This is a genomic window from Micromonospora sp. PRAS1, from assembly GCF_059553435.1.
In genome coordinates, this window is sequence record NZ_JCANNB010000001.1 from 187,027 (window position 1) to 208,864 (window position 21,838).

Annotated in this window: 21 protein-coding genes and 1 pseudogene; 8 read left to right on the plus strand and 14 right to left on the minus strand. The window is 71.1% G+C overall.

The window, feature by feature from the left end; genetic code table 11:
• Positions 1-20 precede the first annotated feature (20 nt).
• The gene (gene tmk, locus AC507J_RS00885; protein WP_496287360.1) at positions 21-2,081 is read right to left on the minus strand and encodes a dTMP kinase; all 2,061 of its coding nucleotides are present in this window, start codon (positions 2,079-2,081) and stop codon (positions 21-23) included.
• A gap of 431 nt (positions 2,082-2,512) precedes the next feature.
• Between tmk and AC507J_RS00890 the strand changes: the two genes are divergently transcribed.
• On the plus strand, positions 2,513-3,721 hold the full coding sequence (locus AC507J_RS00890) for an amino acid deaminase/aldolase (protein ID WP_496287096.1): 1,209 nt from the start codon (positions 2,513-2,515) through the stop codon (positions 3,719-3,721).
• Positions 3,722-3,794: 73 nt separating this feature from the next.
• Here AC507J_RS00890 and AC507J_RS00895 read toward each other — a convergent pair whose 3' ends face one another.
• Positions 3,795-4,439: a TetR/AcrR family transcriptional regulator gene (locus AC507J_RS00895; RefSeq protein ID WP_496287097.1), complete on the minus strand. Its 645-nt coding sequence runs from the start codon at positions 4,437-4,439 to the stop codon at positions 3,795-3,797.
• A 222-nt stretch (positions 4,440-4,661) separates the two neighbouring features.
• Between AC507J_RS00895 and AC507J_RS00900 the strand changes: the two genes are divergently transcribed.
• Positions 4,662-5,978, plus strand: coding sequence for a D-arabinono-1,4-lactone oxidase (locus AC507J_RS00900; RefSeq protein WP_496287098.1), 1,317 nt, complete (start codon positions 4,662-4,664; stop codon positions 5,976-5,978).
• A gap of 74 nt (positions 5,979-6,052) precedes the next feature.
• On the opposite strand, the gene topA is transcribed toward AC507J_RS00900, so the two are convergent.
• The 6 genes from topA to AC507J_RS00930 all read right to left on the minus strand — a co-directional run bounded on the left by topA (position 6,053) and on the right by AC507J_RS00930 (position 14,015).
• Positions 6,053-8,848 (minus strand): type I DNA topoisomerase, encoded by a 2,796-nt coding sequence (gene topA / locus AC507J_RS00905; RefSeq protein WP_496287099.1) that lies wholly within the window; start codon positions 8,846-8,848, stop codon positions 6,053-6,055.
• Positions 8,849-9,160: 312 nt separating this feature from the next.
• Positions 9,161-9,892 (minus strand): hypothetical protein, encoded by a 732-nt coding sequence (locus AC507J_RS00910; RefSeq protein ID WP_496287100.1) that lies wholly within the window; start codon positions 9,890-9,892, stop codon positions 9,161-9,163.
• Entirely contained in the window at positions 9,883-10,422 is a 540-nt protein-coding gene (locus tag AC507J_RS00915) for a hypothetical protein (RefSeq protein ID WP_496287101.1), read from the minus strand. Before AC507J_RS00915 ends, AC507J_RS00910 begins: the two co-directional genes overlap by 10 nt.
• A 120-nt stretch (positions 10,423-10,542) precedes the next feature.
• On the minus strand, positions 10,543-12,927 hold the full coding sequence (locus AC507J_RS00920) for a sodium-translocating pyrophosphatase (RefSeq protein ID WP_496287102.1): 2,385 nt from the start codon (positions 12,925-12,927) through the stop codon (positions 10,543-10,545).
• A 312-nt stretch (positions 12,928-13,239) separates the two neighbouring features.
• Positions 13,240-13,674, minus strand: a complete 435-nt coding sequence (locus AC507J_RS00925; protein WP_496287361.1) for an ATP-binding protein — start codon at positions 13,672-13,674, stop codon at positions 13,240-13,242.
• Positions 13,674-14,015 (minus strand): STAS domain-containing protein, encoded by a 342-nt coding sequence (locus AC507J_RS00930; RefSeq protein WP_496287103.1) that lies wholly within the window; start codon positions 14,013-14,015, stop codon positions 13,674-13,676. Before AC507J_RS00930 ends, AC507J_RS00925 begins: the two co-directional genes overlap by 1 nt.
• A 371-nt stretch (positions 14,016-14,386) precedes the next feature.
• Between AC507J_RS00930 and AC507J_RS00935 the strand changes: the two are divergent.
• The 4 genes and pseudogenes from AC507J_RS00935 to AC507J_RS00950 all read left to right on the plus strand — a co-directional run.
• A pseudogene (locus tag AC507J_RS00935) lies at positions 14,387-14,461 on the plus strand (hypothetical protein); the annotation flags it as partial.
• A 74-nt stretch (positions 14,462-14,535) separates the two neighbouring features.
• On the plus strand, positions 14,536-16,683 hold the full coding sequence (locus tag AC507J_RS00940; RefSeq protein ID WP_496287104.1) for a Zn-binding domain-containing protein: 2,148 nt from the start codon (positions 14,536-14,538) through the stop codon (positions 16,681-16,683).
• A 104-nt stretch (positions 16,684-16,787) separates the two neighbouring features.
• Complete coding sequence (locus AC507J_RS00945) at positions 16,788-16,994, plus strand: hypothetical protein (protein ID WP_496287105.1); 207 nt, start codon at positions 16,788-16,790, stop codon at positions 16,992-16,994.
• A 146-nt stretch (positions 16,995-17,140) separates the two neighbouring features.
• Positions 17,141-17,719 carry an LURP-one-related family protein gene (locus AC507J_RS00950; RefSeq protein ID WP_496287106.1) on the plus strand — a complete coding sequence of 193 codons (579 nt, stop codon included), beginning with the start codon at positions 17,141-17,143 and terminating at the stop codon, positions 17,717-17,719.
• Between the two features lie 310 nt (positions 17,720-18,029).
• On the opposite strand, the gene AC507J_RS00955 is transcribed toward AC507J_RS00950, so the two are convergent.
• Together AC507J_RS00955 and AC507J_RS00960 are read right to left on the minus strand one after the other, a co-directional pair.
• Positions 18,030-18,317, minus strand: a complete 288-nt coding sequence (locus tag AC507J_RS00955; protein ID WP_496287107.1) for a hypothetical protein — start codon at positions 18,315-18,317, stop codon at positions 18,030-18,032.
• Positions 18,314-18,532 carry a hypothetical protein gene (locus AC507J_RS00960; RefSeq protein ID WP_496287108.1) on the minus strand — a complete coding sequence of 73 codons (219 nt, stop codon included), beginning with the start codon at positions 18,530-18,532 and terminating at the stop codon, positions 18,314-18,316. The genes AC507J_RS00955 and AC507J_RS00960 overlap by 4 nt, the downstream gene beginning before the upstream one ends.
• 460 nt (positions 18,533-18,992) lie before the next feature.
• Between AC507J_RS00960 and AC507J_RS00965 the strand changes: the two genes are divergently transcribed.
• Positions 18,993-19,220, plus strand: a complete 228-nt coding sequence (locus AC507J_RS00965) for a winged helix-turn-helix domain-containing protein (RefSeq protein WP_496287109.1) — start codon at positions 18,993-18,995, stop codon at positions 19,218-19,220.
• A gap of 246 nt (positions 19,221-19,466) precedes the next feature.
• Positions 19,467-19,883, plus strand: a complete 417-nt coding sequence (locus AC507J_RS00970; protein WP_496287110.1) for a hypothetical protein — start codon at positions 19,467-19,469, stop codon at positions 19,881-19,883.
• Between the two features lie 157 nt (positions 19,884-20,040).
• Here AC507J_RS00970 and AC507J_RS00975 read toward each other — a convergent pair whose 3' ends face one another.
• From AC507J_RS00975 to AC507J_RS00990, 4 genes are all read right to left on the minus strand, one after another.
• Positions 20,041-20,397, minus strand: coding sequence for an Rv3654c family TadE-like protein (locus tag AC507J_RS00975; RefSeq protein ID WP_496287111.1), 357 nt, complete (start codon positions 20,395-20,397; stop codon positions 20,041-20,043).
• 65 nt (positions 20,398-20,462) lie between these two features.
• Positions 20,463-20,837: a TadE family type IV pilus minor pilin gene (locus AC507J_RS00980; RefSeq protein WP_496287112.1), complete on the minus strand. Its 375-nt coding sequence runs from the start codon at positions 20,835-20,837 to the stop codon at positions 20,463-20,465.
• Between the two features lie 47 nt (positions 20,838-20,884).
• Positions 20,885-21,013, minus strand: a complete 129-nt coding sequence (locus tag AC507J_RS00985; RefSeq protein ID WP_229705779.1) for a DUF4244 domain-containing protein — start codon at positions 21,011-21,013, stop codon at positions 20,885-20,887.
• A gap of 62 nt (positions 21,014-21,075) precedes the next feature.
• Positions 21,076-21,723, minus strand: a complete 648-nt coding sequence (locus tag AC507J_RS00990) for a type II secretion system F family protein (RefSeq protein ID WP_496287362.1) — start codon at positions 21,721-21,723, stop codon at positions 21,076-21,078.
• Positions 21,724-21,838 lie beyond the last annotated feature (115 nt).

Sequence of the window (21,838 nt, forward strand, 5' to 3'; positions counted from 1 at the left end):
CCGGCAGATCCGCTCGGTCGTCAAGTCCGCTCCGTCGTCACCAGCTCCGATGGGGATAACTGGGGCTGTACCGAGGTGTCCGGGCCGTTCGCCGGCCCCGGGTGGTTGATGCCGCCGGCCGCGCCGAGCAGTTCCGCCACCCGGCGGGCGACCTCCTCGGCGATCTCCTCCACCGGTCGGGCGGCGTCGAGCACCAGGTATCGCTTGGGGTCGGCGGCGGCGAGGTCGAGGAAGGCGTACCGGACCCGCTCATGGAAGGCGACCGACTCGGCCTCCAGCCGGTCGGCGGCCTCACTGCGCGCGGCGACCCGGGACAAGCCGGTACGCGGGTCGACGTCTAGGAGCACCACCAGGTCGGGCTTGAGCCCACCGGTGGCCCAGGACGATAGCCAGGAGACCTCGTCGACCGGCAGCGTACGGCCGGCACCCTGGTACGCCAGGGACGAGTCGACGTACCGGTCACTGATCACCACGGCGCCCCGGACCAGGGCGGGCCGGACCACCGTGGCCACATGATGTGCCCGGTCAGCGGCGTAGAGCAGCGCCTCCGCGCGCGGTGAGGGCGCCTCGGCGAGATCGGTGTTGAGCACCAACGAGCGGATCCGCTCGCCGATCCCGGTGGCACCCGGCTCCCGGGTGACCACCACGTCCCGCCCCTCGTCCCGCAGTCGCGCGGCCAGCGCGGCGAGCTGGGTCGACTTGCCCGCGCCCTCGCCGCCCTCGAAGACCACGAAGAGCCCGGCCGAGACGAACGGTTCGGCCGGCATCAGCGGGCGGCCCCGGATCGAGCCCCAGAGGTCGGCCAGGACCGGAACGCCCTTCTTGTCGTCCATCTGACCGAATGCGCTGATTCCGGCGAATATCCCGGCCGCGCCGGCGGCGAGCAGCAGCAGGCGGGTGGCGGAGATCGAGATGCCCAGGTCGGCGATCTCCAGGGTCCGGGAGCCGCCGACCCCGGCGAGCAGGCTGCCCAGCGCGATCGCCAGGATCAGCACCAGTCGGGTGCCGATCTGCACCACGGCGAAGACCCGGCCGCGTACCTCGTCGGCGACCTCGCCGCCGAGCAGGGTGGTGCCGGAGAGGAACGCCATGCCGGCACCGGCGCCGACCAGGATCGCGCCGACAAGCGCCATGGAGAGGTGGAAGGCGAAGGCGAGGGTCATCACCGAGGCGCTGGCCAGCACGATGCTCATGCCGAACCAGCGCCGCCGGGACATGTCCCGGACGATCATCGGGCCGAGCCCGATGCCGATCGCCAGGCCCACGAAGATCGCGCCGAAGAGCAGGAAGAAGGCGGCGTCACCGGCGCCGAGCGAGGCGGCGAAGAACCGGGCCGTACCGATCACGATGCCGCCACCGGCGAAGGCGCCGAAGATGCCCAGGACCAGGCCCCGGACCAGCGGGGTCTGCCCGATGAACCGCCAGCCCTCGGTGAACTGGCGCAGCATGCTCTGCTCGGTACGGTCCCCCTCGCCGGCCTTCGCCTGGCTGATCTCCTTGATGCCGAAGGCCACCACCACGGCGGTGGCGAGCCTGGAGAACGCGTTGAACCAGAGCGCGAGCTGGGCCGGCTGCGCCCAGTCCGGCATCTCGCCGCCGGTGGCGCCCCGGATGATGCCGTCAAGCGAGGAGAGCACGATCGCGGCGAAGACCGGAGTCAGGCCGTACGTGGTGATCAGGGTGAGTTGGTTCGCCGTCTCCAGCCGGGCCCGCGGGATGAGGTTCGGTACCGCCGCTTCCTTGGCCGGGATCCAGAGCAGGGTGACCGTCTCGATCAGGAAGGTGGCGATCGCCGCCCAGCTGACCACCCGCGCGCCACTGGCACCGGTCAACGCGTAGAGCGGGATGGAGGCGAAGAGCACGAACCGCAGCAGGTCGCAGATGACCATCGTCCAGCGCCTGTCGAAGCGGTCGGCGAGCACTCCGGCGACCGGGCCGAGCAGCAGCGCGGGCAGCAGCCGGATGGCGATCACGCCACCGAAGGCGGCACCCTTTGCGGTGCTCCCCTCCACCTGGGAGGCGGCGAACACACTTGTGGCGAGCAGGCCGAGCCAGTCGCCGAAGGAGGCCGCGCCGAGCACGATCCAGAGCCGGCGGAACGGCCGGATGCGCAGCACGGAGCGGATCGCCGAATAGCCGCTGAGGTCGGCCTGACCTGCGGTCGCACCAGGCGGATTGCCGGCCGACGGGTTGGCGCCGGGCGGGTTGGCACCGGACGGATTGCCGGCCGACGGGTTGGCGGCGGCGCTGCCGGAGCGGCCGGCTGTGCCGGCGGGTTGGTCCGCAGACGGCGACACGCCGGACGACTCGCCGTTGAACTGGCTTTCGATGGCCGTACCTCCACGTGCCGGCCCATCGCTGGGCACCCCCGGTGGAACACTCTAGCCCCGACGGGCATCTCTCCCGTCCCGCATCACCTGCTCGTCGCAGCCTAGGCCGCCGTAGCCAGCCTGCCCGGGCAGACAGATGCGAGGGTATTTCGCATTCACCGTTTCACAGTTAGCGTGCACACGTGACCACCGACAGCGAGAACCTGCGCCACCGGTTGGACCGGGCGACGGCGCATCTCGACCCGCCGTACGCGGTGGTCGACCTCACCGCCTTCGACGCCAATGCCGCCGCGCTCGCCGCCCGGTCCGGCGGCAAGCCGTTGCGGATCGCCAGCAAGTCGTTACGCAGCCGTGATCTGCTCACCCGCGCGCTGGCCCGGCCGGGCTGGCACGCAGTGATGGCGTTCACGCTGCCCGAGGCGATCTGGCTGGTCCGCACCGGAGTCACCGCCAACGTGCTGATGGCGTACCCCACGGTCGACCGGCAGGCGCTTGCCGAGCTGGCAGCCGATCCCGCCCTCGCGGCGGCCATCACCCTGATGGTCGACGATCCGGCACAGCTCGACTTCTGTGACGCGGTGTGCCCGCCGGGCCGCCGTCCCGAGCTGCGGGTCTGCCTCGATCTGGACGCGTCGTGGCGGCCACTGGGTGGGCGGGTGCACGTCGGGGTACGACGGTCACCGGTGCACACCGCACGGGCGGCCGGGCGGCTGGCCGCCACCGTGGCCGCCCGGCCGGGCTTCCGGCTGGTCGGGCTGATGTCGTACGAGGCGCAGATCGCCGGCCTGGGCGACGCGCCGCCCGGGCGGGCGATGCTCGGCGCCGCGATCCGGCTGGCCCAGCGCGGCTCGTACCGCGAGTTGCTGGCCCGCCGAGGTGCGGCGGCGGCTGCCGTACGCGAGCACGCCGAGCTGGAGTTCGTGAACGGTGGTGGCACCGGCAGCGTGGCCGCGACCAGCGCCGATCCCGCGATCACCGAAGTCACCGCGGGATCGGGCCTGTACGGGCCGACGCTCTTCGACGGGTATCGCAGCTGGCGTCCCACCCCGGCGGCCTTTTTCGCCTGCGCGGTGGTACGCCGGCCGGCGCCGAATCTGGCCACCGTGCTCGGCGGTGGCTGGATCGCCTCCGGCCCGGCGGCCGGCAGCCGGCAGCCGCGACCGTGGTTGCCGGCCGGGCTCCAACTGATCGGCGCCGAAGGGGCCGGTGAGGTGCAGACCCCGCTGAGCGGAGCACCGGCCGCCACCCTGTGCCTCGGCGACCGCGTCTGGTTCCGCCACGCCAAGTCGGGGGAGCTGTGTGAACGCGTCAACGAGTTGCACCTGGTGGCGGGCGATGAGGTGGTGGCCACCGTGCCGACCTACCGGGGCGAGGGCCGGGCCTTTCTCTGAGCCCGTCACACGCCGTTACGCCCCGATGCCGCGTTGCCGCGCCGCCCGGCCGGGGGCCGAGCCGGGCGGAGGGTCAGGCGGACTGGCTGGCCGGCGCGGAATCGACGATCTGGTCGTCGGCCGGCTTCGCGGGCTGCACGACCGGCCGCTGGCCGGTCTCGCCCCGGGCGTCCACCTGACGGTGCAGGTACTCGCGGATCAACGCCTTGGCCTCGATCAGCACCCGCTCGTCGCCGTCCGGCGTACGGCGGCGGAACGCGAGCTTGATCAGCGCGTCGGCCACCTCCACCGCGATCTCCAGATGGAAGCGCAGGTCGGGAACGTCGGACAGACCGAACCGCTCGGTGAGCACCCGGGCCAGTTGGTCCGCGATCACCCCGTTGTTGTCCCGCTGCTCATCGAGCAGATGCAGGTCGACCACGTCGCCGAAGTGCAGGGTACGGAACCCGGGGACGGTGCGGTGCATCGTGATGTATTCGTCGATGCCCGCGTCGACCCCGTCCCACCAGTGGGTCAGGTCGTCCGAGGCGAAGCGTTCGTCGAGCCGTTGGAGGTAGGACTCCATCGTGCGCAGGGTCAGCGCCTGCACGATCGCCCGCTTGTCCGGGAAGAACTGATAGACCGACCCGATCGCCACCTCGGCCCGCTCGGCGAGCAGGGTGGTGGTCAGTCCCTCGTACCCCACCTCGTCGACGAGCTCGGCGCAGGCGTCCAGCATCCGCTGGACCCGCGCGACACTACGACCTTGCACTGGTACCCGACGCAGCGGTCCGGTCGTGGCGGCTGAAGTGGACACTCGCCACCCCCTCTCGACGGATGAACATATCTTCAAGTCACGACTTCGTGACTACCGGTACAACGAGCGGACCTCTATTGCGGTGTTTACCAGGGACAACGTTCCTGATATGAATTCGGTTCATATTCATTTCGAGGAGTGCCGATGGCCGAAACCGCACCCGCCGACGCCGCTTCCTGGTCCAACTGGGCCGGAAATCAACACAGCCTGGCGACCGCGATTCTGCGACCCTCCTCGATCGCCGAGGTCGCCGAACAGGTCCGCTCGGCCGCCGAGACCGGTGACCGGATCCGCCCGGTCGGCAGCGGCCACTCCTTCACCCCCGTCGCGGTCAGCGACGGGCGGCGGATGGAGCTGACTCGACTCGCCACCGACGTACGCGTGGACATCGATCGGCGCCTCGTCACCGTACCGTCCGGAATGCCCCTGCGGCAGCTCAATGTCCTACTCACCGGTCACGGCCTGGCGCTGCCCAACCTCGGCGACATCGACGCGCAGACCGTGGCGGGCGCGATCTCCACCGGCACCCACGGCACCGGCGCGGCCTACGGCGGCCTGGCCACCTTCGTCGAGGCGCTTACCCTGGTCACCGGGGCCGGCGAGGTGCTGCACTGCTCCGCCGAGGAACGTCCCGACATCTTCGACGCGGCCCGGGTCTCCCTCGGCGCGCTCGGCGTACTTGTCGAGGTGACGCTGCGCTGCGTGGACGCCTTCGTGCTGCGGGCCCACGAGCGCCCGGCGTCGCTCGACGCCGTGCTGGCCGAGCTGTCCGGCCTGGTCGGCGGGCACGACCACGTCGAGTTCTTCTGGTTTCCCTACACCGACCGGGTGCAGCTCAAGATCAACGATCGGGTGCCCGCCGACGACCGTCCGCTGCCCCGCTGGCGCGGCTGGCTGGACGACGACTTCCTGGCCAACACCGTCTTCGCCGGCGCCTGCCGGCTCGGCCGCGCGGTACCGGCCCTCGCGCCGGGAATCAGCGCCCTCTCCGCGCGGCTGCTCAGCGAACGCCTCTACACAGGCCGCTCCGACGCGGTCTTCTGCAGCCCGCGCCGGGTCCGCTTCCTGGAGATGGAGTACGCGCTACCGCGCGAAACCCTGCCCGAGGCGCTCGACGCGCTGCGCCGGATCGTCGACCGGCTGCCGTTCAAGGTGCTCTTCCCGGCCGAGGTGCGGTTCACCGCAGCCGACCGGATCTGGCTGTCCCACTCGTACGGGCGCGACTCGGCGTACGTCGCCCTGCACCAGTACGTCGGCATGCCCTACGAGCCGTACTTCCGGGCCTTCGAGGAGGTGGCGACCGAGCTGGGCGGCCGCCCACACTGGGGCAAGCTGCACTGGCGGGACGCCGCCTCCCTGGCCCCCGCCTATCCGCGCTGGCGCGACTTCCAACTCCTCCGCGCCCGCCTGGACCCCCACCACGTCCTGACCACGCCCCACCTCACGCACCTCCTCGGCTGACCGCCCGAATCTTGGTCCAAAACTGCCCCCATAAGGGCCTTATGGGGGCGAATTTGGACCAAGATCTGGCGAGGTCAGTCGGCGGTGGACTTGGCGGCCTTTGCCGGGGTGGACTTTGTGGCCTTGGTGGCGGTGGACTTGGTGGCCTTCGTAGCGGTGGCCTTGGTCGCCTTGGCGGGGGTCTTCTTGGCGGCGGCCTTCTTGGTGGCCTTCTTCTTGGGGGCAGGGCCCTTCGCCCGCTTCTCGGCGAGCATCTCGGAGGCCTCCTCCAGGGTCAGCGCCTCCGGGGTCTGGCCGCGCCGCAGGGACGCGTTGGTCTCCCCGTCGGTGACGTACGGGCCGAACCGGCCGTCCTTGATGACCAGCGGCTTCTCGGTCAGCGGGTCGGCACCCATCTCGCGCAGCGGCGGGGCGGCGGCCCGGCGCTGGCGGGTCTTCGGAGCGGCAAGCAGGGCCAGCGCCTCGTCCAGCGTGACGGTGAACATCTTCTCTTCCGAGTCCAGCGAACGGAACTCGTCACCACGCTTGACGTACGGGCCGTAGCGGCCGTTGTTGGCGACCACCTCGGCGCCGTCCGGGCCCACCCCGATCACCCGGGGCAGGCTGAGCAGCTTGAGTGCCTCGTCGAAGGTGAGCGAGTCCGGCGACTGCGAGCGCAGCAGCGAGGACTTGCGCTCGCCACTTGCCACGTACGGGCCGAAGCGGCCGGACTTGAGCAGGATCGGCTCGCCGGTCGCCGGGTCGTCGCCGAGCTTGCGCTCGCCTCCGCCGCCGAGGAACAGTTCGTGCACCTTCTCCGGGGTCAGCTCATCCGGTGCCAGGCCCTCGGGGATCGGCGCCCGGTCACCCTGGCCGCCGCCCTCCTCGCCCTCACCGGCGGGCGCCGGCTCCTCGCCGGGCACCCGGCGCTGGAGGTACGGGCCGTACCGGCCGACCCGCACCACCACCTCACGCCCCTCGTCGTCGGTGAAGAGCGGGATCGAGTTGACGCTGCGCGCGTCGATGTCGCTGAGGTTCTCGGTGACCAGCTTCTTCAGCCCGCCGGAGCGGGCGATGTCCTGGTCACCGGCACCGTTTGTGGTGCCGAAGTAGAAGGCGGTGAGGAAGTCCACCGCCGCGTGGTCGCCCCCGGCGATCTCGTCCAGCTCGTTCTCCATGCTGGCGGTGAAGTCGTAGTCGATCAGGCGCGGGTAGTGCCGCTCCATCAGCCCGATCACCGCGAACGCCAGGAACGACGGGATCATCGCCTGGCCACGCTTGACGACGTACCCCCGGTCCTGGATGGTCTGCATGATCGAGGCGTACGTGGAGGGGCGGCCGATGCCCAGCTCCTCCAGGGCCTTGACCAGCGACGCCTCGGTGTAGCGGGCGGGCGGCTGGGTGTGGTGGCCCTGCGCGGTCAGCTCGTCGGCGGTGAGCGGCTGGTCCTTGACCAGGTTGGGCAGCCGCCGCTCGGCATCCTCGGCCTCGGCGTTCTCGTCGTCGCTGGACTCGACGTACGCGCGCAGGAAGCCCGGGTCGGTGATGGTCTTGCCGGTGGCGCCGAAGTCCGCTTCCTCGCCACCGGAGGTGGTGGCCCGGATCCGCACCGAGACGCTGGAGCCGACCGCGTCGGTCATCTGCGAGGCGATGGTGCGCCGCCAGATCAGCTCGTAGAGCTTGAACTCCTCGGCGGAGAGTTCCTTGGCCACGTCGCCCGGGGTGCGGAAGTTGTCCCCCGCCGGGCGGATCGCCTCGTGTGCCTCCTGCGCGTTCTTCACCTTGCCGGTGTAGCGGCGCGGCTCCGGCGGGACGCTGCGCTCGCCGTACAGCTCGACGATCTGCCGGCGGGCCGCCGCGATGGCGGTCTCCGACAGGTTCACCGAGTCGGTACGCATGTAGGTGATGTAGCCGTTCTCGTAGAGGCGCTGCGCGGTGCGCATCGTCTGCTGCGACGAGAACCGCAGCTTGCGGGCCGCCTCCTGCTGGAGGGTGGAGGTGATGAAGGGCGCGTACGGGCGGCGGCGGTAGGGCTTCTCCTCGACCCGGGTGACGGTGAACGGCCGCCCTTCGAGCCGGGCGGCGAGCCCCCGGGCCCCACCGGAGTCGAGGTGCACCACGCCGGCCCCGGCGCGCACCTTGCCGGTGGTCGGCTCGAAGTCCTTGCCGGTGGCGATCCGGTCGCCGTTCAGCGCGACAAGGGTGGCGTTGAAGGTGCGCGGCCCCTCGCCCGGCTTCGCCACGGCCAGGGTGGCCAGGATGTCCCAGTACTCGGCGGTGCGGAACGCCATCCGCTGCCGCTCACGCTCGACCACGATCCGGGTCGCCACGGACTGCACCCGGCCCGCCGAGAGCTTCGGCATGACCTTCTTCCACAGCACCGGAGAGACCTCGTAGCCGTAGAGCCGGTCCAGGATGCGCCGCGCCTCCTGGGCGTCGACCAGGTCCCGGTCGATCTCGCGCGGGTTGGCCACCGCCGCCTGGATGGCCGGCTTGGTGATCTCGTGGAAGACCATCCGCCGGACCGGCACCTTCGGCTTGAGCGTCTCCACCAGGTGCCAGGCGATCGCCTCGCCCTCGCGGTCCTCGTCCGTGGCGAGGAGGATCTCGTCGACCTCCTTGGCCAGCTTGGTCAGCTTGCTGATCTGCTGCTTGCGGTCGGCGGAGACGACGTAGAGGGCGTGGAAGCCGTTGTCGACGTCGACCCCGAGCCGGGCCCAGGGCTCGCCCTTGTAGCGGGCGGGGACGTCGGCGGCGTTGCGCGGCAGGTCGCGAACGTGCCCGAAGCTGGCCTCCACGACGTACCCCGGGCCGAGGTAGCCCGAGATCGTCTTGGCCTTCGCCGGGGACTCGACGATGACCAGGCGGGTGGTTCCAGCGTTGCTTGGCACGTCTGCTTCGACCTCATTCCTGCTCGCGGTCACAGCCGACCCCAGTTCGGGGCGCACTCGACCCACCGGTACCCAGCGGTCCGGATGTCCAACGTAACGCGCCGTCCGTGTTTCGGGTTTCGCGAACGGCGATCCGTGCGGGACGATCTGTGCTCGCGCCGGACGGCGTCACCGTACACCGTGAGTAGGGCAACCAGCGGGCGACTGTGACCCTGGCAGCCCCTCGGTGGAGGTAGAACCTGGCCGATTCTCGCTGTGTTCCCCGACACGCGGCTGTCTCGCATCGGACAGCTGGCGCCCTCCCGGCCCGGATCAGTCGCGGGCCGGCCAGGCCGCCGGTGGTGCGGCCGACGGGCGCTCGCCGACCAGCTCGGCCAGTCGCTGCGTGCCGCGGCGGCCGGTGATCCGGTACGCCGGGCCACCCGCGCCTGGCTCGACAAGTTCCCCGCTCAACCCGGCCGCGACCAGGGCACCACCGACCACCGCCCAGCGCACCGGATCGGCGCCGCCGAGGTGCAGCAGGAAGTCCGGCGGGTCGGCCACCCCGGCCGCCGCCAGCCAGAGCCGCAGCCGCCGGCCGTCCAGGTGCAGGCCGGCGGGCGGATGCTGCGTCGAACCGCGCAGCCACGCCGCCGCGAGCGGCACGAGGGTCCGGGCGTACGCGGTCCGCACGGCGTACCGCTGGTCCTCGGTGGGTGCCCAGGTCGCCCGTACGCCCCGCTGGGCCAGCTCGGCGACGAGCACGTGCACCCGCCACCCGGCGTCCACCACCATCGACAGGCGGGCCGTGCCCCCCATCCGGTGCACCTCGCCCGGCCCGGCGAGCAGGCCGGCGAGATCGGTGACGCTGGGTTCACCGGTCTCCGCGCCGAAGAAGACAAGTTGCCGGTCGTCCAGCGCCGTCCGCTCTTGCCGGTCGTCCAGCGCCGTCCGCTCGACGTCGGAACCGCGTCGGCGGGGGGTCGGCAGGGCCGGATCGGGCACCGGGAACGACACCGGCAGCGGTTGCGCCGCCGGTGGCTCACCGGAACCGCTCAACGGCATTCAGGTACCTCGTCGAAGGCGCGCTTGAGTTCTTCGGAGTTCAGCTGGCTGGTGTCCAGCGTGCTGGCGTCGTACTCCTGCTTGAGGGTCTCCACCGCGGCCTGGACGCCGTCGTAGAAGACCGTCGCCTCGCCGGTACTCAGGCCGTCGATGGTGGCCCGGGCCCGGCCGTAGGCGTCGCGCATGGCGGCCAGCGAGGCCCGGAAGCCGGCGGAGATCTCCTCGCCGTGCTCGACCTTTGGCACACCCGCCTGCTCGACCTTGCGCCGGGCGTCCTCGCTGGCCTGCTCGGCCCCGCCGAAGAGGCGGACCAGGTTCTCCTTGGCCTGCGCGGGGGTGGTCTGCGCGGTCATCTGCTCGTTCGTGCTGCTGGTCAGCTTGCTGATCTCGGCCCGCCACGGGGTCAGCGCCGAGCACACCGACGCGGCCCAGGCCCGTGGGCTCGGGCCGCTGGCCCCACAGCCGGCGAGCAGGATCAGCGTGACCAGGACCACAGTGAGCTTTCCGGCCGCCGCCCGGCACGTACGCATGCGTTGCAGCGTACGTGCTTCGTCACCCGCCGGCACCGGTCAGGCGGGCCACCTCGACCGGCACGGCGGTCCCCGGCCGACGCTGCCGCCGACCGGGGACCGCTTGACGTGACCGGCGGATCAGGCCTTGATCGCCTCCGGGCGCGGGTCCGCGGTTCCGGAACCGTTGCCGGAGTCGTCCTCGCCCATCACCACGCTCTTGCGCTTGCTGAACACCACCGCCGCGACGACGATAAGCGTCGCCACCACCGCGATGGTGACCCGCAGGCCGACGTTGCGGTCGTCGCCCACGCTCCACGCCACCACGGCCGGCGCGATCAGCAGCGACACCAGGTTCATCACCTTGAGCAGCGGGTTGATGGCCGGACCGGCGGTGTCCTTGAACGGGTCGCCGACGGTGTCGCCGATGACCGTGGCCGCGTGCGCCTCGGAGCCCTTGCCGCCGTACGCGCCGTCCTCGACCATCTTCTTGCTGTTGTCCCAGGCACCACCGGAGTTGGCCAGGAAGACCGCCATCAGCGTGCCGGCACCGATCGCACCGGCCAGGTACGACGCCAACGCGCCGGGCCCGAGGCCGAAGCCGACCGCGATCGGCGCCAGGATCGCCAGCAGGCCGGGGGTGAGCAGTTCGCGCTGCGCGTCCCGGGTGCAGATGTCGACGACCTTGCCGTACTCCGGACGCTGGGTGCCGTCCATGATCCCGGGCAGCTCGCGGAACTGCCGGCGCACCTCCATCACCACGGCACCGGCCGAGCGGGAGACCGCGTTGATGGCCAGACCGGAGAAGAGGAACACCACGGCCGCACCGATGATCAGGCCGACCAGGTTCTGCGGGTTGGCCACGTTAAGCGCGTTGAGGATCTCGGCGCTGACATCGGTCACCCCGGCGTCGGCGTACGCGATGCGCAGCGTGTCGGTGTACGAGCCGAAGAGCGCGGTCGCGGCCAGCACCGCGGTGGCGATCGCGATGCCCTTGGTGATCGCCTTGGTGGTGTTGCCGACCGCGTCCAGCTCGGTGAGCGTCCGCGCACCCGCCTCGTCGATGTCGCCGGACATCTCGGCCACACCCTGGGCGTTGTCGGAGATCGGCCCGAAGGTGTCCATGGCGACGATCACGCCGACGGTGGTGAGCAGACCGGTACCGGCCAGCGCCACCGCGAAGAGCGAGAGGGTGATCGAGCCGCCGCCCAGCAGGAAGGCGCCGAAGACACCGGCACCGATGAGCAGCGCCGAGTAGACCGCCGACTCCAGGCCGACGCTGATGCCGGCGAGGATGACGGTGGCCGGGCCGGTCTGCGAACTCTTGCCGATGTCCTGCACCGGGCGCCGGTTGGTCTCGGTGAAGTAGCCGGTAAGCGCCTGGATCGCGGCGGCCAGCACGATGCCGATGACGACGGCGCCGATGACCACGCCACGCGGGCCGAACGGCGGGTCGCCGCCCTCCACACCGAGGGTTTCCCGCCAGCCGTCGCCGAGCTGCGCGGCCCACGAGGGCTGGAGGTACGCGAACGAGGCAACCGCGACCAGCACCGCCGAGATCAACGCGGAGAGGTAGAACGCCCGGTTGATCGCGGTCAGACCGTTTCGGTCCGAGGCGCGCAGCCTGGTGATGAAGACGCCGATGATGGCGACCACCACGCCGATGGTGGAGATGATCAGCGGGAGCACCAGGCCGTCGGTACCGAACGCGGCCCGGCCCAGGATCAGCGCGGCGACCAGGGTGACCGCGTACGACTCGAAGAGGTCGGCGGCCATGCCGGCGCAGTCACCGACGTTGTCGCCCACGTTGTCGGCGATGGTGGCGGCGTTGCGCGGGTCGTCCTCGGGGATGCCCTGCTCGACCTTGCCGACCAGGTCGGCGCCGACGTCGGCGGCCTTGGTGAAGATGCCGCCGCCGACCCGCATGAACATGGCCAGCAGCGCGGCGCCGAAGCCGAAGCCCTCCAGCACGGTCGGCGCGTCGCCCCGGAAGATCAGCACGACCAGCGCGGCACCGAAGAGGCCGAGCCCGACGGTGAGGAAGCCGACCACGCCACCGGTCCGGAAGGCGATCTTCATGGCCGCTTCCCGGCCGCCTTCCCGCTCCCGGGCGGCGGCGGCCACCCGCAGGTTGGCCCGGGTCGCCAGCCACATGCCGGCACCGCCGATGAAGGCGCTGAACAGGGCGCCGACCACGAAGAAGAGCGAGCGGCCGAGCTTCACCGCGGTCTCGCTGCCCTCGGTCTGGTGCACCGGTAGCAGGAACAGCAGGACCACGGCGACCACTACGAAGATCGCCAAGGTGCGGAACTGCCGGAGCAGGTAGGCCGAGGCGCCCTCCTGGACGGCCCCGGAGATCTCCTGCATGTTTGTGGTGCCCTTACCGGCCGCCAGCACGGCCTTCGTCAACGCGGCGGCGAAGGCGAGCGCGACCAACGCGATCACCGCGGCGATGACGACGTACGTGACGTTTGCTCCGGTCAGGGAGATCGCGCCGCCGCCCTCGGCGGCCAAGCTGTCGGACATCTGTGTCCTCCTGTGCCGAACAACGCGCCGGCCGGTGGAGACGCACCGACCGGCGCCTGGATGCGAGTTCGCAAGTGCGCGCCGGACCACCCGGCGGGCCAGCGATGGCCGCCCATCTGCGCTGGCAGCCCGATGGATCACTTGCTGACAACCCGCGTACTCTAGCCGCCCTGCGTGTTCGAGGTCACACGGAGGTGGCACCGTGTCTCGATGATCTCCGTCGCTGTGTTATGAACCGAAATCTGATATAGGAACGGATCCATGAAAATGCCGCCGCACCCCGATGGGGAACGGCGGCAGGATGATCGATATTCAGCGGGTCAGCGGCCAGACCATCCGGACCTCGGTGCCGATGCCCTCGTCGACCGGCCGCACCTGGAGGTCGTCGACGAAGCCGGCAAGCAGCGCGAAGCCGACGCCTGTGGTGAGATCGTCCTCGTTGAGCGATTCGTTTGCCAACTGGTCGGCGTCGAGCGCGGCGAGACCGATGCCCGCCTCGATCGGCGCCCGGTCCACCACCCGCACCGCGTACGCGCCCGAATCGGACATCTCCACCAGCACCGGCTCGGTCAGGCCGTACTGGCGGTGCAGGGCGACCGCGCGGGTGCACGCCTCACCGATGGCCAGGCGTACCTCGTCGAGTAGTTCCTCCCGGACGCCGGCCCGCCGGGCGACCGCCACCCCGACCAGGCGGGCGGTGCGCACGTGCACCGGAGCCGGCGAGAAGGAGAGCCGGACGGTGGCCATCACGCGCCAGCACCGGTCGCCGCTTCGACCGTTGGATGCAGTGGGAACACCTGGTCCAGCGCGGTGATCCGGAAGATCTTGAGCAGTGGTTCCTTGTCGCAGACCAGGGCGAAACTGCCGCCCGCGGTACGCAACCGCTTGAGCGCGCCGACCAGCACGCCCAGGCCGGTGGAGTCCAGGAAGTCGACCCGGCCGAGATCGACCACCACGTGCCGGTCCCCGCCGTCGATCAGCTCCAGTAGCCGCTCGCGCAGCCGAGGGGCGGTGTAGACGTCCACCTCACCGCCGACCTCGAGCACCGTGTGCTCTCCCACGGTGCGGGTCGCCAGTGACAGCTCCATCGGTCCCTCCTTGCGCAGCCGTAAGCTCCTTGGCATCTAACCACTACCCGTGACTCCGGCCGACGACTCACCGGGGCGGGTCCGATCTCACCCGGCCCGCCGATTTCCGATTTCCGAACACCAGTGCGAGAGTGCAGAACGTGACCTCGGCAGCCAGCGTATCCGCCGGCCGTGGCGCCGAGCAGCCACCGGGCCCGGCACCGGTCGCGGCTCCGGCCGTCGCGCCGGAAGCGCTGCTGCGCCGGCTACGGCAACGGCACGCCACCGACCCGGTCACCCACGTCGAGCGGGTGCCGCCCCGGGCCGGGGTGCCGGCACCCTGGCCACGGTGGGCCCCGGAGGAGCTGCGCGCCGCGTACGCCCGGCGGGGGGTGACGACGCCGTGGCGGCACCAGGCCGAGGCGGCCAGCCTCGCGTACGACGGGCAGCACGTCGTCGTCGCCACCGGCACCGCGTCCGGCAAGTCCCTGGCGTACCAGTTGCCCGCCCTGGCCACCCTGCTCGCCGACCCCGCGCCACCGTGCTCTACCTGGCACCGACCAAGGCGCTCGCCGCCGACCAGCTACGCGCCGTCGCCGCACTGGAACTCGATGGCGTACGTCCGGCCTGCTACGACGGCGACACCCCGCGCGCCGAGCGGGAGTGGATCCGGCGGCACTCCCGGTTCGTGCTTACCAACCCCGACATGCTGCACCACGGCATCCTCCCCGGGCATGCGCAGTGGTCCGGTTTCCTGCGCCGGCTGACCCACGTGGTGATCGACGAGTGCCACATCTACCGGGGCGTGTTCGGGTCGCACGTCGCCCACGTGCTGCGCCGGCTGCGCCGCCAGTGCGCCCGCTACGGGCGGGCCGCCGGCCCGACGTTCGTGCTGGCCTCTGCGACCTCGGGGGACCCGGCCGCGGCAGCCGGACGGCTGACCGGGTTGCCGGTGGCGGCCGTCACCGAGGACACCTCGCCCCGGGCCGGGGTGACCTTCGCGCTGTGGGAGCCGCCACTGCTGCCCCCCGAGCCCTCCGGGGCCAGCGGTCCGGACGGGCGCTCCACGGCCAGCGGTCCGGACGGGCGCTCCACGGCCAGCGGTCCGGACGGGCGCTCCACGGCCAGCGGTCCGGACCGGGTGTCGGAGGCCGGCGGTCCGGCCGAGGTTGCGCGGTCCGGCGGTCCGGCCGAGGTCGCTGATCTCATCCAGGTCCGCCGGTCGGCGTTGCGGGAGACCGCCGACCTGCTCGCGGACACCGTCGCCGCCGGGGTACGCACGCTGGCCTTCGTCCGCTCGCGGCGAGGCGCCGAGGTGGTGGCGACCAGTGCCCGGCGCAGCCTGGACGAGGCGGTTCCCGGGCTCGGTGAGCGGGTCGCCGCGTACCGGGCCGGGTACCTGCGCGAGGAGCGGCGCGAGTTGGAGCGGGCGCTGCTGCACGGTGACCTGCTCGGGCTGGCCTCGACCAACGCGCTGGAGCTGGGCGTCGACCTGATCGGCCTGGACGCGGTGCTGATCTGCGGATACCCGGGCACCCGGGCCTCGCTGTGGCAGCAGGCCGGCCGGGCCGGGCGCTCCGGCCAGGAGGCGCTCGCGGTGCTTGTGGCCCGGGACGATCCACTGGACACCTATCTGGTGCACCATCCGGAGGCGGTGTTCGGGGCACCTGTGGAAGTCACCGTGCTCGACCCGGCCAACCCGTACGTGCTCGGCCCGCAGCTGGCCTGCGCGGCGGCCGAGGCCCCACTGACCCCGGCCGACCTGGAACTCTTCGGCGACGGTGCGAAGGAGGCGGTCGAGGCGCTGGTCGAGGCGGGCGCACTGCGGCAGCGGCCGACCGGCTGGTACTGGCGGCACCGGGAGCGCCCCGAGGTGGACCTGCGCGGCGAGGGCGGCGCCCCGGTCTGCGTGGTGGAGGCCGCCACCGGTCGGCTGCTCGGCACCGTCGACGGCAGCTCCTCGCACGTCCAGCTCCATCCCGGCGCGGTCTACCTGCATCAGGGCGTGTCGTACGTGGTGGACGCGCTCGACCTGGACGACGGCTGCGCGCTGGTGCACCCCGAGGAGCCGGACTGGTCCACCCACGCCCGGGACGTCACCTCGCTGTCGGTGGTGTCGGTGCGCTCGTACGTCGACGCCGGGCCGGTCGGGCTCTTCCTCGGCGAGGTGGACGTGACCAATCAGGTGGTGTCGTACCAGCGCCGCCGGATCGCCACCGGCGAGGTGATCGACACCCGTCCGCTGGACCTGCCGGCACGGGAGCTGCGTACCGTCGCGGTCTGGTTCACCCTCTCCCCCGAGTCACTGGCCACGGCCGGCGTGGAGCCGGCCCTGGTGCCGGGGGCGCTGCACGCCGCCGAGCACGCCGCGATCGGGCTGCTGCCGCTGGTGGCCACCTGTGACCGGTGGGACATCGGCGGGCTCTCCACGGCGCTGCACCCGGACACCGAGGCACCCACCGTCTTCGTCTACGACGGCCACTCCGGCGGGGCGGGCTTCGCCGAGCGGGCGTACGGCATGGCCACCGCCTGGCTGCGGGCCACCCGCGACGCGATAAGCGAGTGCGGCTGCGAGGCGGGCTGCCCGTCCTGCGTCCAGTCGCCGAAGTGCGGCAACGGCAACAATCCGCTCTCCAAGCCGGACGCCGTCCGGGTGCTCGACGTGGTGCTGGCGAACCTGCCCCGCTAACGCCTGCCTCGGCTACGGCATGAAAAGCGAGTCGTTCGGGCAACATTGTTGGGAGCGCTTCCATCGATGCCTGTCCGTTCTGCCCGCACATGTGAGGAGGGGCCGTGGCCGACACCATCGCCGAGACCGTCGACCTGCTCTACAACATCGACCAGGAGAAACTCAGCATCGACCAGCAGATCGCACTGGGCGCGGCGCTCGCCACCCTGGCCCAGGCCGAGCGGCTGGATCAGATCAACGAACGACTCCGCACAATTCATCAGCTACTCACCAACTGGACGCACCGCTCGACGGCCGACGGCCTCCGCTGACGGGGTTCGTTTCGGGCGGTCGTGCCGGGTTCGTGCGGCGGTCGTGTGGCGGTCGCCGGGGTTCGTTGGCGGGTCCACCGTTCGGGGGCTCCGGCGGCTTGCCGGGCTGTGCGACACTCCGGCGCACCCACGGTTGAGGAGACTTCATGCAGCTCGACAACTTGCAGACGCAGCACCAGTTCCACATCCGCCAGCGGATCCGGTTCATGGTCAACCAGTACGAGGTACACAGCGTCGCACCGGACGGTTCCGAGGGAGGGCTGCTGGCGTTCGCCCAGCAGAAGCGGCTCGCCTTCAAGGAACAGGTGACGATCTACACGGACGACTCGAAGCAGCAGCCGCTGCTCGGCTTCAAGGCCCGACAGCGTCTCGACCTCGCCGCCACGTACGACGTCACCGACCACGCCGGCAACCCGATCGGCCTGTTCCGTAAGGACTTCGCGCAGTCGCTGCTCCGCTCGACCTGGCATGTCGAGCAGGCCGGCCTGCCCGCCGTCACCGGCCAGGAGCGCAGCATGCCGGTGGCCCTGCTGCGTCGCTTCGTCGAATCGCTGTCCTGGCTGCCGTACCACTTCGACTTCGTCGCGGGCGGCCAGCCGGTCTTCTCGGTGATCAAGAAGTGGGGCCTGCGCGACCGGTACGTCGTCGAGATCCAGCACCCGCAGATCGACCGCCGCCTGGTGATCGCCATGGCAATTGCCCTGGACGCCCTCCAGGGCCGCTGATCGCCTCCCGGGGCGGCTCATTTCTCAGCTTGGGTTTAAGCAATAGGGCGGTCCAGGCCGGGTTTGACCCGGCCTGGACCGCCGCATCCCATAGGCACGAGATCATCATCGGTCGAGCCGTTCCTTGATCACGCTCGTTCCGTGAACGAGTGGCTTCCAAAGCGCTCTGAGGCCACTCGTTCACGGAACGAGCGTGATCTCTCCACCCTGCCATCGCTTGACGAACCCATAGCGTCAGCTCGATGAGCTTGCGCCCGAAGGGAGCCGCCTGTCCGGGTGAGCCTTCGCGCAGCCCGAACCCCGCAGTGACTCAGGTCCGGACACACCGCTGGGGCACCACCTTCCGCGCCGGCTGCCGTCCGGCTGTGGGCTCCGGTGCGGTCCGCAGTCCGGCTTCCTGCACGAAGATCGACCGGCGGGCCACCGCATCACCCTTGTCGTTGATCACGTACCCCTCCAGCCAGATCCAGCCGTGGTAGGTGTTCCTGCTCCAGTCGAGCACGCGGATCACCCGGAACAGGATCGGCTTGGTGAACTGCACGCTGGCCGCTCTCCCCACCCGCAGCAGGTCACCGGCGCGGAATGTGGTTGTGGTCATCGCAGCCAGCCGAGGAACCTGCGGTGCAGCAGTACGGCGGGTACCCAACCCAGGTCCCGGGTGGCGGACGCCAGGCACGAGCCCATGTACAGCGCGAGCGAGATCGGCGCCTGGGCATACTCGGTCCGCAACTCCTGCCGCCGGATCGGGCACGGCCACGGCGTGGCGCACTGCGCGCAGATCCAGATCGGCATCACCGGCCCGTGCGCCGTCATGACACTTCTCCCGGCCAGTGACCCCGGTTGATCGGCACCCGATGCCGCACCGGGCAGGGTAGATCCCGTCCACACCGGCAGGTGAGCCGCTTGAGGATGTGGTTCCACGTGGGCCGGTGCCGCCGCGCCAGCGTCCGCGCCGCGCCAAGCAGGTACTCGTCATAGGTCACACGCCGATTCATCTGCACCCCCTCGATGCAAATAGGCGGTCGCCATTCAATTCCCGTGAACTTTGCTGCTCACAATGGGTGCCAGGGCGGCACGCGCCGTGCCTCGGTGTCACGCACCGCCCCAGCCGCGAGCACGGGGGATACCGCTCGCGGGACCGCACGTCCGGTTGCCAAACCTGGGAGCGCCGTCCACTTCGCAGCTTGTCATGGTTACCACGATAAGTCTAGTCACCGTTGCAGGAGACACGCAGCCGGTGATCTACTGGACGCGCCAAACTTGGGAGCGCCAGATGTCTACCTACAAGCCGGATTACCAGCGGATCGCTGATGACCTACGAGCACAGATCGCCGACGGCCGGCTGAGTCCTGGCGACAAGCTGCCCAGCAAGCGCGAGCTGCGGGAGATTTACGGCACCAGTGCACAGCCGGTGGAGGCAGCGCTGTTCTTGCTCCGCGCCGAGGGACTGATCGAGGGCCGGCAGGGCAAGGGCACCTTCGTGCTCGACAAGCCCGAGTAGACCGTGGGCCGGGGACCCGACCGAGCAGTTTCAGGGAGATGCTGCCCCATCAGCTGGCGAGGCAGCAGTTTCCCCGATGTTGTGCGGATCTCTGCCGTGTCGGGCACAGTCCCCGGCTTGTGAGGGCTTGGCGGAGCCGACGACCGTTGCTGGAGCGTGGATCGTCTTCCACCGCGATGCTGCTGCTTGAGCCTCGACCTGGTTGAGCCCTGAGGATCGTCGCGTCGACGACCAACGGGAGTGACGATGGATTTGGGCAATCCGGTGCTCAAGCTGTGCCAGGACGGGATGCAGGCGGAGACGGAAGGTCGACCGGCCGACGCACGGGCGTTGTTCGAGCAGGCTTGGGCGAGGCGTACCGACGACTATGACGCCTGCGTCGCGGCGCACTATCTGGCCCGGCAGCAGGACGACCCCGGGGAGATTCTGCGCTGGAACCAGGAGGCACTGCGGCACGCCGACGCCGTCGGCGACGCCCGGGTCAGCGCCTTCCTACCTTCGCTGCACGTCAGTGTGGCGATGGCGCACGAACGACTGGGCAACCCCGTCGCCGCGCGTAGGAACTTCGAGCAGGCGGCCAAGCATGTCGCCGCGTTGCCGGCAGACGCGTACGGCGAACAACTCCGGACGGCCATCACCGACGGTCTACGCCGGCAGAACTGATACCCGCCCAATCGGCGCGGCAGATGAGTCGGCATGGCACGCCGCTCTGTCTTTCGGCGACCGCAGCAGTCACGGCTTGCGGCATGTCGGCCCATCCCACAGGCGGGAAGACCCAAGATGCCGCAACTCGCGAACTAACCGCGCCGTGGCTCGGCGGTCAGCCGCGTAACGGGCCGGCTCGGGAGGTTGCCGTGGCACTGCGCCGCAGCCCCGGCAGCGGCTGCACGGTCAACTCGGCCGTGACCAGGACGTCCAGCCCGTCTAGTTGGCACTGGATCAGCCGGGCACCATTTGCGGCGACGATCTCGGCGGCCCGAGCGCACGCCGCCGGCTCGTCCAGCAAAGCTCGGGCGGCACCGGCCAAGGCACCGAAGTCGGCGGCGACCCGGGCCTGCTGGCGGGCCATCCGAGCCGCGCCGACCCCGGCACCGAAGAGGCCAGCCAGTACGAAAACCAGCCCCACCGCCAGCAGGCAAATGGTGGCCCCGCCACGATCCCCGCCCAACACACCCACAACCGCACCAGCACCGGCCGCGCGACCGCCAGCCGCCCCACCGCTGGCCGCCCCACCGCTGGCCGTCACGGCTGCGGCTCCGGTGCGCCCGGTTCGGCGACCGCCACGGCCACGCCGGTCACGGTAATCGCCGGCAGGTCGCCACCGAGTACGCGTACCGGTGCCCGCACCGTGGCCCGGACCTGATCGCCCTCCAGCACGACGACCACCTCCGCGTTCGGCGGTGCGTGCCGGCTGCCGGCCAGCGTGCCGTCTTCGCCCCGGGAGGCGGCGAGCGCCGCTTCCCGGGCCGCGTCCAGGCAGGCCGCCTTGGTGCTGACCGCGTTGACGGCGGTCAGACCGGCGAGCAGGAGCAGCAGTAGCGCCGGCAGGCCGGCCGCCATCTCGGCGGTGAACGAGCCCCGGTCGGACGAGGTGGCCGACTTCCCCGACCGGCTCACCCATCTTCCCGACCGGCTCACCCGGCGACCGGCCGGCCGGCGCCCGGTCAACTCAGTGCCCGGTCGATGACGGCGGCCAGGGCCGACTGCACGCTGTCGGAGGTCAGCACCTTGAGCAGGATGCCGCCGAAGGCGACTGCCGCGAGCGTCCCGACAGCGTATTCAGCCGTGTTCATTCCGGCGTCCCCGCGAAGGCGGGCGAGGATTCTGCGCACGTGTTCGTCCTTTCTCGATGGGTTCACAACACGTCGCCGAGGACGGCGACGATCACCGGCACCAGACCGGCGAGAATGAAGGCCGGCAGGAAGCACAGGCCCAGCGGCAGCACGATCAGCACGCCGGCTCGGCGGGCCGCCGCCTCGATCGCGGTGGCACGGTCCGCGCGCAGGTCGTCGGCGAGCCGGGTCAGGGCACCCGCCAGGGCCGCCCCGCTGCTGGCCGAACGCACGGCGGCGGTGGCGATGCGCTGCCCGCCCGGCACCGTGGCCAGGTGCTCCCAGGCCTCCTGCGGTACGCCACCGAGTTGCAGCGTCCGGCCGACCCGGTTGAGCTGCTCGGCCAGCGGACCGCCGAGCGCGTCGGCCACCGCGAGCACCGAACGCTCCACCGGCGCACCCGCTCGCAGCGCCGCCGCCAGCAGGTCGGCGGCGAGCGGAAGGTCCGCGGTGGCGCGCAGTCGACGGGTACGCACAGCCGGGTGTTCGATCCGGCGGAGCAACCGGTCCAGCAGCACTGCGGTGGGTAGCGCCGCCACCAGGCCGGCCCAGCCCTCGACAAGTACGGCCACGGCCACGCCAGCCAGCCCGGCAGCCAACCGGATGGTGTCCAGTCGACGGCGTACCGAGTTGCCCGACGGCTCGCCGCTGGCAGCTACCGAGCCGCCCACAGTCACCGCGCTGGCCGCAGCCTTCACGCCGGCCGAGTGATCGCCGCCGGCACCGAACCGGCCGGATCGACGGGTTGCGCCGCTGCGGCGGCCGGGCCGGGGAGCGGTGGCGGGT